General features: G+C 53.4%; 13 protein-coding genes. 11 read left to right on the forward strand and 2 right to left on the reverse strand.

Annotated features, from left to right (window positions below; genetic code table 11):
• Positions 1-313 precede the first annotated feature (313 nt).
• The 8 genes from ftsZ to dnaE are packed head-to-tail and all read left to right on the forward strand — an operon-like array spanning position 314 to position 8,526.
• A complete protein-coding gene (ftsZ, locus tag AC128V_RS04390; protein WP_482763469.1) occupies positions 314-1,486 on the forward strand; it encodes a cell division protein FtsZ in 1,173 nt (390 codons plus the stop codon).
• A complete protein-coding gene (locus AC128V_RS04395; protein ID WP_482763470.1) occupies positions 1,483-2,178 on the forward strand; it encodes a YggS family pyridoxal phosphate-dependent enzyme in 696 nt (231 codons plus the stop codon). Before ftsZ ends, AC128V_RS04395 begins: the two co-directional genes overlap by 4 nt.
• Positions 2,179-2,203: 25 nt before the next feature.
• Positions 2,204-2,593, forward strand: a complete 390-nt coding sequence (locus AC128V_RS04400) for a cell division protein SepF (RefSeq protein WP_482763471.1) — start codon at positions 2,204-2,206, stop codon at positions 2,591-2,593.
• Positions 2,594-2,596: 3 nt separating this feature from the next.
• Positions 2,597-2,881 (forward strand): YggT family protein, encoded by a 285-nt coding sequence (locus AC128V_RS04405; protein ID WP_482763472.1) that lies wholly within the window; start codon positions 2,597-2,599, stop codon positions 2,879-2,881.
• Positions 2,882-2,931: 50 nt separating this feature from the next.
• Positions 2,932-3,594, forward strand: coding sequence for a DivIVA domain-containing protein (locus AC128V_RS04410; RefSeq protein WP_482763473.1), 663 nt, complete (start codon positions 2,932-2,934; stop codon positions 3,592-3,594).
• Entirely contained in the window at positions 3,581-4,075 is a 495-nt protein-coding gene (gene lspA, locus AC128V_RS04415; protein ID WP_482763474.1) for a signal peptidase II, read from the forward strand. Before AC128V_RS04410 ends, lspA begins: the two co-directional genes overlap by 14 nt.
• The gene (locus AC128V_RS04420; RefSeq protein WP_482763475.1) at positions 4,065-5,000 is read left to right on the forward strand and encodes an RluA family pseudouridine synthase; all 936 of its coding nucleotides are present in this window, start codon (positions 4,065-4,067) and stop codon (positions 4,998-5,000) included. The genes lspA and AC128V_RS04420 overlap by 11 nt, the downstream gene beginning before the upstream one ends.
• Positions 5,001-5,034: 34 nt before the next feature.
• Entirely contained in the window at positions 5,035-8,526 is a 3,492-nt protein-coding gene (gene dnaE / locus AC128V_RS04425; RefSeq protein ID WP_482763476.1) for a DNA polymerase III subunit alpha, read from the forward strand.
• Here the strand turns inward: dnaE and AC128V_RS04430 are convergent.
• On the reverse strand, positions 8,523-9,044 hold the full coding sequence (locus tag AC128V_RS04430; protein WP_482763477.1) for a flavin reductase family protein: 522 nt from the start codon (positions 9,042-9,044) through the stop codon (positions 8,523-8,525). The two genes, dnaE and AC128V_RS04430, sit on opposite strands and share 4 nt — an antisense overlap.
• Positions 9,045-9,095: 51 nt before the next feature.
• Between AC128V_RS04430 and hisD the strand changes: the two genes are divergently transcribed.
• Genes hisD through AC128V_RS04445 form a run of 3 tightly spaced genes read left to right on the forward strand, consistent with a single transcriptional unit; the run spans position 9,096 to position 11,845 of the window.
• Positions 9,096-10,403: a histidinol dehydrogenase gene (gene hisD, locus AC128V_RS04435; RefSeq protein WP_482763478.1), complete on the forward strand. Its 1,308-nt coding sequence runs from the start codon at positions 9,096-9,098 to the stop codon at positions 10,401-10,403.
• Positions 10,403-10,846, forward strand: a complete 444-nt coding sequence (gene nrdR / locus AC128V_RS04440) for a transcriptional regulator NrdR (protein WP_482763479.1) — start codon at positions 10,403-10,405, stop codon at positions 10,844-10,846. Before hisD ends, nrdR begins: the two co-directional genes overlap by 1 nt.
• Before the next feature lie 3 nt (positions 10,847-10,849).
• On the forward strand, positions 10,850-11,845 hold the full coding sequence (locus AC128V_RS04445) for a quinone-dependent dihydroorotate dehydrogenase (RefSeq protein WP_482763480.1): 996 nt from the start codon (positions 10,850-10,852) through the stop codon (positions 11,843-11,845).
• Here AC128V_RS04445 and AC128V_RS04450 read toward each other — a convergent pair.
• Positions 11,842-12,543: aldo/keto reductase (locus AC128V_RS04450; RefSeq protein WP_482763481.1), on the reverse strand; the 702-nt coding region annotated here is incomplete at its 5' end. The two genes, AC128V_RS04445 and AC128V_RS04450, sit on opposite strands and share 4 nt — an antisense overlap.

Consider the following 12,543-nt stretch of genomic DNA (forward strand, 5'->3'; position numbering starts at 1 on the left):
TAACCTCAGATTTGATTTTGCGCAAGAGCGATACCCGCGTAATTTGGGGAAATGCCAAGCAGGGGCTGCTCAAAGCGAAGGTCTTGAACTCTCTTATGAAGACCGGTGTAAAGCCCGGCGTCACCATCGATGTCTCATCTCCCAAAGCCCCCGTTGTGACGTACCAAAACTATTGATTCAACTCATTTGCGACACGCCCGAGACCCTCGGGCGAATAGGGCGTAGCGGGGCCTAACTTCTTGGCGCAAATTGAATTCTTCTCAAAGGGTTAAGCCTCAGCCTTAACTTGAGAGTTTTCACAAGGAGGAACATCGTGGCTCAGACCCCGAACTATCAAGCAATCATCAAGGTCGTTGGCGTTGGTGGCGGCGGTGTAAATGCGCTAAACCGCATGATCCAGTCTGGACTTCGAGGAGTTGAGTTTGTGGCGGTCAACACCGACGCGCAAGCCCTCCTAATGAGCGATGCCGATGTCAAGTTGGACATTGGTCGCGACATCACCCGTGGCCTTGGAGCAGGAGCCGACCCAGAGGTAGGTCGCCGCGCCGCTGAAGAGCACGAGAACGAGATTGAATCAGCTCTCAAGGGTGCTGACATGGTCTTCGTGACCGCTGGCGAGGGTGGCGGTACCGGTACCGGCGCAGCCCCAGTAGTGGCAAGAATCGCAAAGCGCTTGGGTGCTTTGACCGTGGGTGTGGTAACCCGCCCATTCAACTTTGAGGGTAAGCGCCGTGCAGTGCAGGCTGATGAGGGTATTCGTGAACTTCGCGCCGAGGTTGACACCTTGATCGTGGTTCCAAACCAGCGTCTGCTTGAGATGTCAAACAAGAAGATTTCCGCCATCGAGGCCTTCATCACCGCTGACGATGTCCTTCGTGCGGGTGTTCAGGGCATCAGCGATCTGATTGTGATCCCAGGTCTTATCAACCTTGACTTCAACGACGTGAAGTCCGTTATGCAGGGTGCCGGAAGTGCTCTCATGGGCATCGGTACCGCCAAGGGTGAAGACCGTGCGGTTCGTGCGGCTGAGATTGCCGTTTCGTCTCCGCTTCTTGAGGCAACCATCGAGGGTGCTCACGGAGTGTTGCTTTTGGTTCAGGGTGCATCAGACCTAGGTCTGCACGAAATCGACGACGCAGCTCGTTTGGTTCAGGAAGCAGTTCACCCAGAAGCAAACATCATCTTCGGTGCAACCATTGAGGACACCTTGGGTGACGAGGTTCGCATCACCGTTATCGCCGCTGGATTTGATGGTGGCGAGCCGACCTACCGTAGGTTCGAGGCACCAGCTGCAGTGGCACTGCCAGTTGAGAAGGTTGCTGCTGCCCCAGTGGCTGAGGAATACTCAGTTGCCGAGGCAGCCCAGGAGCTTCCAACCAGCGAGCAGTTGATCCAGAGCGAGACCCTGGTTGCAGCTCACAGGACAACTCCTAGCTCAAACGGTCAGTTCGGTGACGATTTGGATCTTCCTGAATTCTTCCGTTGAGCCAATTAGCTTCTAGATACGAACAGGTGCTGGCCAAAATGGCCGGTGCCTGTTCGGCTTCTGGCAGGTCTTTGACCGATGTTGAGTTAGTGGCAATCACAAAAAATCACACTTCCGAGGTGGTTGCCGAGTTAGTTGACCTAGGTCACCTGCATTTTGGTGAGAACCGAGATCAAGAAGCCAGCCCAAAAAGTGCTTTACTCGCAGAGTTGCGCCCACAGGCGCAGACTACCTGGCACTTCGTCGGTCAGTTACAGTCCAACAAGGTGAAATCAGTCCTGAAATACGCGCAGGTAATTCACTCAATCGACCGAGAATCGCTGGTTTCAGAACTTGCCAAGCAGCTTCCAAAGTTCGAGGGAACTTTTTCAGGGTTTATTGAGCTAAACCTCACCGATGACCCAGGTCGCGGGGGAGTGCTCCCTGAAAATCTTTCGCAATTGGCCGAGTCAGTTTTGCAGTTGCCAAACTTTGAGCTCCTAGGAGTTATGGCGGTTGCGGGACTTGGAATGGACCCTGCTTTGGAATTTGAAAAAGTCCTAATTGCGAGCGGCAAATTGCAGGAACTTGCACCTAGGGCATCAAAGCTGTCGATCGGCATGAGCGAGGACTTTGAAATCGCGATTTCTATGGGTGCGACACACATAAGAGTGGGCTCGGCAATCACCGGCCCAAGGCCTTTGAACCCATAGTCTTGAAGCAATCTAAGGAGTAATGATGGGCGCAGTTAATTCAGTTATGACATTCTTTGGGTTTGGATCAGCCGAACCTCAGAAGGTTGAAGCGAGCGCAAAGCCTCGTCCAGCGGCAGCAAGACCACGTCGCGGCTCTGAAATGTCAGAAATCATCACGCTAGAGCCACAGACCTATGCAGATGGCAAGGAAGTGGCATTCCACTACCGCCAGGGCGTTCCAGTGATTGTCAACATCGGCGGCATGAGCGAGGCCGATTCCAAGCGAATGCTGGACTTTATGCTGGGTCTCAAGGAAGCTCTCGAGGGTCAGATCCGCCGCGTCACCCCAAAGGTCTTCTTGCTAAGCCCAAGCCACGTTGAGGTGAACGACGGTGAGCCTGAGGCCACCGATGCCGACAAACTGCTCGACTAATTTATGGGCCTTATCGGTTTAGTTCTCTACTGGGCGTTGCAGCTTTTTGTCTATGCAATGTTTGCCAGGTTTATCGTTGAATTCGTCATGTCGGTCAATCGAGGCTGGCGGCCTCCAGGCATCTTGATGCCGGTTGTTGATTTTGCCTTCACAATCACCGATCCACCGATTAAGTTCGTAAGACGCTTTGTGCCGCCATTAAAGCTTGGGGTAGTGGCGTTGGATTTGGCTTGGACAATTGTGCTTATTGCGGTACTTTTTGCGCAGGGCTTGGTTCGAACCCTCTAAAGCGAATAACATAGCGAGAGCGCTTTTGCGCTGTATCAGGAAGGTGCAACATGGCGCTGACGCCCGAAGAAGTTGTAAACAAGAGATTTACCATCGTCAAGTTCCGCGAGGGGTACGACCAGGACGAGGTCGATGACTTCCTAGACGAGGTCGTTGTAGAGCTGCGAAAGCTCGGTGGCGAGAACGAAGAGCTTCGCCAGCAGCTAGGGGCCGCAAAGGCTCAGGCGCAGGATGCTCCGGCTGCTTCAGCAGCAGACTTCCCAACTGCACCGGTGGTTGCCGCAGCCGTTCCAAGTGCTGCAGACGCCAGCAACTCACACAGCTTGCTAGAGCTTGCCCGCAGGCTACACGAGGAGCACGTCCGCGAGGGTCTAACCAAGCGCGACCAGCTAATCCGTGATGGCCAGGAGAGCGCAGCGCGACTAGTGCGTGATGCTGAGGCTCAGGCTCGTGCAGTGCTTGGTCAGCTAGAGCTTGATTGCAAGGCAATTGAGAACACCATTGACGAACTTCGCGAGTTTGAGCACGACTACCGTGCCCGCCTGCGCGAATACTTGGAGTCTCAGCTCACTACTTTGATCCGCGAGGAGTCATTCGAGCAGCCACTAGAGGCGGCTGCGAAGATCGAATTCGCCCAAATCACCGAGGTTGCGGCCGAGGTTGTAACGGCAGCTGCTGAGGATGAAGACGAAACCTCAAGTGAGCGCAAGTAAAGCAAGAACCTTCCTTTTTCTTGGAATAGGCGTTTTCTTAGTTTTCCTTGATCAGCTAACCAAAGAGTTGGCAATTGCCGCTCTTTCTGACGGTTCGGTCATGCCGGTAATAGGCGAAATTCTCAGATTCCGGCTTGCCTATAACGCCGCCGCCGCATTCTCGCTCGGCGTTGGCCAGACCTGGGTGCTGGCGATTATTGCCTGCTGTGCAGTGCTGGCGCTTTTGTGGTTTGGGCCGAGAGCCAAAAACCTAACCTGGACCATAATCACCGGACTCGTTTTGGGCGGAGCCGCCGGAAATTTGGTTGATCGACTAACTCGCGCTCCAGGTTTTCTAAATGGGCACGTGGTGGATTTCATCTCGATTCCTTTCAACTTTCCGATCTTCAATTTGGCCGACACCTTCTTGGTTGTCGGTGTATCGCTGGCAATGCTCAGAACGCTTTTGGGTGACGAACTGGGTGGCAAGGTTGGCAAGTAAGTATCTGCCGGTGCCCGACTCCCTCTCGGGTGAGCGAGCTGATGCCGCATTGGCAAAAATGCTAGGCATTAGTCGGTCACAGGCCGCAGACCTGTTGGCAGAAGGAAGTGTCACCAGGGCTGGAAAAGTTATTGGAAAATCTGACCGGTTAGAAATCGATCAGATCATCGAGGTAGAGCTGGTAGAGCGTTCCACCGAGCCTGAGGTGATTGCCGAGGATGTGGCTGAGCTCAAGGTTGTCTTCCAAGACGAGCACATGATTGTCATCGACAAACCCGCAGGCGTGGTCTCGCATCCATCGTTGGGCTTTAGTGGCCCAAGCGTCCCCGGTGTGCTGCTTGCCAGAGGCATCCAGCTAGCCACCTCCGGCGCTCAGGAGCGTCAGGGCATTGTCCAGCGCCTAGATGTTGGAACCAGCGGTCTGATGGTCTTAGCCAAGGGCGAGCGGGCTTATTCGGTTTTGAAGCAGGCCTTTAGAGATCGAACCGTGAAGAAGACCTATCACGCCTTAGCCCAGGGACACCCGGACCCAGCTCAAGGAACTATTGACACCCCAATCGCCAGAAGCACCAAGCACGATTACAAGTTCACAATCTCTGCCGACGGCAAAAATGCAGTGACCCACTACCGGACCATCGAACTTTTGTCATCGGCAGCACTTTTGGAAATCGGATTGGAGACCGGAAGAACTCACCAGATAAGAGTGCACCTTGCATACTTTAGGCATCCGTTGGTTGGTGATCCGCTCTATGGGAGCGATCCCAAGCTTGCGGCTGCGCTTAAGTTGGACAGGCAGTGGCTGCATGCCCATAAACTTGCCTTTTCTCACCCAATTTCGGGGGAGTGGGTCGAATTCGAAAGCGAATATCCGCAAGATTTGGAACTCGCCCTGAACCGACTGCGGGATGTAGATTTTCGGCTTTAGGCTAAGGGCCCGTCGATGAATAAGTGGAGGTGAAATGAGCGATTCGTTCGTCCATTTGCACAACCACACCGAGTATTCAATGCTCGATGGAGCTGCGCGCATCAAGCAATTGGTTGCCAAAGCCGCAAATCTGGAGATGCCTGCAATTGCCATCACCGACCACGGCAATGCTCACGGTGCTTATGAATTTTGGAACCAGGCGACCACTCACGGCATCAAGCCAATTATCGGCATTGAGGCCTACCTAGCTCCTGGAAGCCGCAAAGAGAAGTCCAAGGTTCGCTGGGGTGGCGGTGGTGACGACGACGTCTCCGGTGGCGGCGCCTACTCACACATGACGATGTGGGCAACTGACAACCACTCGATGCAAAACCTCTTCAGGCTCTCATCCGAAGGCTATCTCTCCGGCTACTACTTCAAACCTCGCATGGATCGTGAGCTCCTGCACAAATACGGCAAGGGTTTGATTGCCACCACCGGTTGCCCAGGTGGCGAGGTTCAGACTCGCATTCGCCTCGGGCAATACAAAGAGGCGGTTGAGACAGCTGCTGAGTTCCGTGACATTTTTGGCGAGGGTAACTACTTTGTCGAGCTGATGGATCACTCGCTCGATATCGAAAAACGCGTTCGCGAGGACCTGCTAAAGCTTGCCAAAGACCTAAACCTTCCTTTGGTTGCAACCAATGACCTGCACTACACCGAGGCTGAGGATGCCACCGCCCACGATGCACTGCTGTGTGTCCAGGTGGGATCAAATCTCTACGACGAGAATCGATTCAAGTTTGAATCTCAGGAGTATTACCTGAAGACCGCGCAGCAGATGCGCGAGATATTCAAAGAGCATCCGGAGGCCTGCGATAACACCCTGCTAATCGCCGAGAAGTGCGAAGTGAGTTTTGAAAAGCGCGATTTGATGCCTAGATTCCCGGTTCCAGAGGGTGAAACCGAGAGCGGTTGGCTTGATAAAGAGGTTTGGCGCGGCATGGATCGCCGCTTCCCAAATGGCTATTCAGATCGTTACAAGCAGCAGGCGGCTTACGAAATTGATGTGATTCACAACATGGGCTTCCCGGGTTACTTCTTGGTGGTTGCCGATTTTATCGGCTGGGCTCGTCAGCAGGGAATTCGAGTAGGTCCCGGTCGTGGCTCTGCGGCGGGGTCACTTGTGGCGTTTGCGCTTGGCATTACCGAACTTGATCCAATTGTTCACAACTTGATTTTTGAGCGCTTTTTGAACCCAGAGCGTCTTTCGCTGCCGGATATCGATGTTGACTTCGATGACCGCAGACGTCCAGAAGTTATTCGATATGTCACCGAGAAATACGGCGAAGATCGAGTGGCCCAGATCGTCACCTTTGGAACCATCAAGGCAAAACAGGCTCTAAAGGATGCCGCCAGGGTATTGGCCATGCCGTATTCGGTCGGCGAGAAGTTAACTAAGGCCATGCCGCCCATGGTGTTGGGCCGCGATATTGCTCTGAATGAATTGGTTGATCCAACCGCTGAGCGCTATTCAGAGGCAGCGGAATTTAGGGAGATCATCGAGACCGATGAGGATAGCCAAAAGGTCTTTGATCTTGCCAAAGGACTTGAGGGGCTAAAGCGCCAGTGGGGTGTTCACGCAGCCGGAGTAATCATGTCGGCCGAGCCGCTGATGGATGTGATTCCAATTATGAAGCGCGAGGAAGATGGCGCAATCATCACTCAGTTTGACCAGCCTCCCTGTGAGTCGCTTGGTCTATTGAAGATGGACTTTTTGGGCCTGAGAAACCTAACAGTTCTTGATGATGCCCTTTTCAACATAAAACTCAACCGCGGCGAGACTGTGGTGCTCGAAGACCTTGATCTGAATGCGGATGAAAAGACCTTTGAACTGCTATCCCGCGGTGACACCCTTGGTGTTTTCCAGCTCGATGGTGATTCAATGCGTCAGCTGCTAAGGCTTTTGAAGCCAACCGAATTCGAGCACATCTCGGCTGTGATCGCTCTGTACCGCCCGGGTCCAATGGGCATGAACTCGCACATCAACTACGCCCAGCGTAAAAATGGCTTGCAGGAATCCGAAGGTGTGCACCCAGAACTGACCGAGCCATTGAGCGAGATTTTGGATCCGACCTACGGCCTGATTGTCTATCAGGAGCAGGTGATGTCAGCAGCTCAAAAGGTGGCCGGCTACACGCTGGGTCAAGCCGATCTGCTTCGCCGCGCGATGGGTAAGAAAAAGCCTGAGGAGCTTGATAAGCAGCTTGAGGTCTTCCGATCCGGCATGAAGGGCAACGGCTTCTCCGATGGGGCAATCAAGGCCCTTTGGGACACATTGTTGCCGTTTGCCGACTATGCCTTCAATAAGGCTCACTCGGCTGGTTACGGAGTTCTCAGCTACTGGACCGCATACCTCAAGGCCAATTTCCCAGCGGAATACATGGCAGCTCTGCTGACCTCGGTTGGAGATTCCAAGGACAAGCTAGCGGTCTACCTAAACGAGTGTCGCAGGATGGGTATCCAGGTCCTACCTCCCGATGTGAATCAGTCCATCAGCGGCTTTGCCGCGGTTGGAAACGATATTCGATTTGGCCTAAACGCGATCCGCAATGTTGGAAAGAACGTTGTCGATGCCATTGTCGAGGCTCGCATCGAATCCCCGTTTGACTCTTTCCAGGATTACCTCACCAAGGTGGCATCACATGCTTCTACCAAGAGATGCGTTGAGTCACTGATCAAGGCCGGAGCCTTTGACTCGCTTGGGCACACCAGACGCTCCCTTATTGCGGTTCACGAGGAAGCGATTGACGCCTCGGCGGTATTGAAGAAGCAGGCACTGAGTGGCCAGGTAGATCTATTTGGCGGAATGTTCGATGAGGATCCAGCCATGGTTCCGATCCCAAATCTTCCGGAGTGGACTAAGCGAGACCTTTTGACTCATGAGCGAGAGATGCTTGGGCTTTACGTCTCCGACCATCCGCTAGCCGGTCAAGAGGCGCTACTGATGAGGCATTCGGACATGGGAACCATCGCTCTAAAGGAAAGCGAGATCAAAGATGGCGAGTCGGTCACCTTGGCAGGTTTGATAACCCAGGTCCAGCACAAGGTGGCCAGAACCTCGGGTAACCCCTACGGGCAGGTCGTACTAGAGGATTTCTCGGGCGAGATCTCAATCATGTTCATGGGTAAGACCTATCTGGAAAATCGTGAACTTTTGAAAGCAGACCAAACGGTTTCAATTCGCGGACGCATCCAAAGACGAGACGAAGAAATCATGCTCTCGGCGCACACCATTGAAGTGCTTGAGGCCGGTCGCGAGCTGGGTGGTGTCCTGGTCATCACAGTGAAAGAAGCTCTCGCCACCAAAAACAATTTGCAAAAGTTATCCGATATCTTGACCAAAAATCCCGGCCCGGTCGAGGTCCAGATCAAGATGCAAAACGGTGGGGATTCAAAGCACTTTCTGCTACCGCAGCGAATCTCTGTCGGTCACGATCTGTTTGGCGAAATCAAGGCGCTGTTAGGCCAAGACGCGGTCAACTAAGAGTTGTCAGCCAACCGCTCGGTAGCGGTTAGGTAACCGCGCTTGTAGTAAAGAAGCGGACTATCTTCCTGCAAAGCCTCAGTGCCGTGCAGGATGTCGAGCACGACAACCGCATTGGCCTCAACCTCAAAGCGCTCCCGCACCTTGCCGATCAGGATGGTTGAAGCACTTGGGAAAACTGGCAACTGTCCGACAAGTTGGTAATCACCTTGGACAAATCGCTCTTCTTTGGGGCCGGCCATGCGCTGTGCCAGCTCCAGGTTTTGGGCCGACAAAGTGTGAAGGGCAACATCACGTCCAACAACCAAATGTGGATAGCTCGAAGAGCCACGAGCAATGTTGAATGAGACCAGCGGAGGATTTGAGCCCAAAGACGTCACCGACGTGGCGGTAAATCCAATCGGCTGGCCGTCTTGGTCATGGGAGGTAATAATCGCAACCCCAGAGGCGTGCATGCGAAAGGCCGTCTTCAGCGCTTCTGAGCCAATCACGGGGAAGTTCAAGGATTCTGTAGTCATCTCCCGATAAGGTTAGGGCATTACTTCTTTAGAGCGAAAACCAGAGGTAAAGTGCGCGTTATAGAAATCACAGGTCCTATCACTCAGGATCAAATTCGTGATGCTCTGCCTAGAGCCTCGATCAGCGTAGCGAAGGCTTTAGAAACCGTCTTGCCTCTTATCGCAGACGTAAAAACCAACTCTCTTTCCGCACTTTTGAACCAAGCTGAGCGCTTTGATGGAGTTAGACCCGAGTTTGTTCGAGTTCCGCAGTCCGTTATCGACCAATCTGTTTCTCAACTCAGCACAGAACTCCGAACCGCAATAGAGACGGCAATTGAGCGGGTTCGAAAAGTCTCGCTGGCTGGGGTTCCAAAGGATTTCGAAGTGGAGCTAGGTCACGGTGCGCTGGTTTCGCAGCGGTATGTCCCTGTTGACTCGGTTGGCCTTTATGTCCCTGGCGGAAAGGCGGTGTATCCATCAAGTGTTGTGATGAATGCGGTAGCCGCTCAGTCGGCCGGTGTTCCAAGAATTGCGATTGCATCACCACCACAAAAAGAATTTGGTGGATTGCCGCACCCAACGATTTTGGCAACCGCAGGGCTATTGGGCGTTACTGAGGTTTACGCAATCGGGGGAGCGGCAGCGGTTGCGGCATTTGCCTATGGTGTGACTGAAATCGACCTAGCCCCGGTACGCATGGTTACCGGCCCTGGCAATGTCTATGTTGCAGCCGCCAAGCGTGCGCTTCGAGGTCTGATTGGAATCGACTCTGAGGCCGGCCCAACCGAGATCCTGATAATCGCGGATGAAAACGCTAACCCAAAGAGCATCGCGGCCGACCTGATATCCCAAGCTGAGCACGATGAGAACGCTGCTGCGGTGCTGGTTACCAACAGCAGTGACCTGATCTCCGCTGTTGAAATCGAGTTAGCCAAACAAGTGGCTGTCACCAAGAACTCTGAACGTGTCAAAGCCTCACTCGGCGGAGTGCAATCCGCATTAGTTTTAGTGCCGGATCTGGCTACTGCAATTGCAGTTAGCAACGAATACGCCACTGAGCACCTTGAAATACAGACTAAAGACCCCAAAGCAGTGCTCTCGGAGATCACTAATGCCGGTGCGATTTTCCTGGGTGAATTTTCTCCGGTAAGCCTTGGCGACTACCTAGCCGGCAGTAATCACGTTCTACCAACTGGAGAACAGGCTAAATTTGGCCCAGGGCTTGGTGTTCACACATTTTTGAGACCGCAGCAGGTGGTTGATTATTCAGAATCAGCCCTCGCTCAAGTCGCAAGCCAGCTTGATACTTTTGCGATTGCCGAAGGCTTGAGCGCACACGGCGATGCTGCCAAAATTAGATTCACCGGAGGTAACTAATGTTTTGCCCCTTTTGCAGACATGCAGATTCCAGAGTTATTGACTCAAGAACCTCCGACGATGGTTCAGCTATTCGTCGAAGAAGACAGTGCCCAGAGTGCCAGAAGCGCTTCACGACACTAGAGACTGCCTCGCTGATGGTTACTAAGCGCAGCGGTGTAACCGAACCTTTTTCCAGAGACAAAATTGTCTCTGGTGTTCGCAAAGCTTGCCAGGGACGCCCTGTAACTGATGCGGACTTAGCCTTGTTGGCCCAGCAGGTTGAGGAAGCACTTCGTTCCTCGGGTGCCGCAACCATTGAGGCACAGGACATCGGTTTGGCAATCTTGGAACCACTTCGTCAGTTGGACCACGTCGCTTTCATGCGCTTTGCATCCGTCTACCAGGCTTGGGACTCGCTGGATGATTTCGAACAAGCCATAACGGATCTGCGGGGGAGCTAGCCCTTGTATCGCCTGTTCTTCAATATCTTTTTCAAGCCGCTAGATGCGGAAACCTCCCACAAGATCGTTGACACTGCTTTGCAGCTAGCCTCCAAATTCGGCATGCTTCGGGCCGCCAAGCGAAAGAAGTCCATCGAGATTATGGGGCTTCACTTTGAAAATCGCCTTGGACTTGGCGCTGGCTTTGATAAAAACGCCAAGTTGGTCAGGCCGCTGCACGCCTTAGGGTTTGGGCATATTGAAGTTGGCACCGTGACTTTTCACGCCCAACCGGGAAATCCAAAACCTCGATCCTTCCGCATTCCGCAATACGATGCCCTGATCAATCGAATGGGCTTCAATAATGACGGCGCAGCAGTTATCTCCAAGCGACTTCAAAAACTTCGCCGGGACTTCACAAACCTTCCGATCATCGGCGTGAATATTGGCAAGAGTCGAATTGTTGAAGCGAAAGATGCCGCCGATGACTATCGCGCCACCACCAAGCTGGTAGCCAGAGTTGCTGACTATCTAGCCGTGAACGTCTCTTCGCCGAATACGCCAGGACTTAGGGATCTGCAGCAGGTTGAGTCACTGAGGCCGATTTTGCAGGCCGTTTTGGATGAGTGCCAGAGCAAGCCGGTATTGGTCAAGGTTTCCCCAGATCTGGCAGATGCCGATTTTCTAGAGGTCCTCAAGCTAGTCCAAGACCTGGCGCTAACCGGAGTGATTATGACCAACACCACCACTAGACGCGACGGTGTGGGCGATTCTGAGGTTCTGAAAGAGGCTGGAGGTCTTTCCGGGCCAGTCCTAGCTGCGCGCTCAATCGAGATGCTCCGGATGGCCAGAAGAGAACTTCCAGCGGGATTTGTCATCATCTCGGTGGGCGGAGTGAGCTCCGTGGTTCAAGCCGTGGAGCGCGTTCACCTCGGGGCGGACTTGGTGCAGGTTTACACCGGTTTGATCTACCAGGGACCAGCCTGGCCAAAGAGACTTGCGAAAGCGCTAGCGAACTAGCAGAGCCTTGCCTCTGGGCTCTTAGTCTTGGAAGGGTCACGCTCAATAACATCACCGAGAACTTCGTCAACTTTGGCCATGATCTCCTGAGGAATTACCACTCCAGAAGCGGCAAGGTTAGACGTAATCTGCTCTGGCTTTGAAGCACCAACAATCGCAGCAGCAACATTCTTGTTTTGCAGCACCCACGCGATTGCAAACTGAGCCATCGTGATGCCGAGCTCGTCAGCCAGCGGCTTTAGGGCCTGCACACGGGTCAAAGTAGTTTCAGACATGAACTTCTCGATGATTCCCGAAAGGTCTGGATCTGCAGCTCTCGAGCCTTCAGGCGCTGGCTTTCCAGGCAGGTACTTTCCGGTTAGCACGCCCTGGGCCATAGGTGACCAGACGATTTGACTTAGGCCGAGCTCCTCTGAGGTTGGAATAACCTGCCCCTCAATTACTCTCCAGAGCATTGAGTACTGCGGTTGGTTTGAGATCAGCTTGAAACCAAGATCCTTAGCCAAGCCCTGACCCTCACGAATCTGCTGGGCATTCCACTCGGAAACACCGACGTAAAGCACCTTGCCCATGCGAACCAGGTCTCCAAAAGCCTGCATGGTTTCTTCCAGCGGAGTTTCGTAGTCAAAGCGGTGAGCCTGATACAGGTCGACGTAGTCGGTCTGAAGGCGCTTCAGGGAACCGTTGATGGATTCCAT

Source organism: Aquiluna sp. (genome assembly GCF_965064355.1).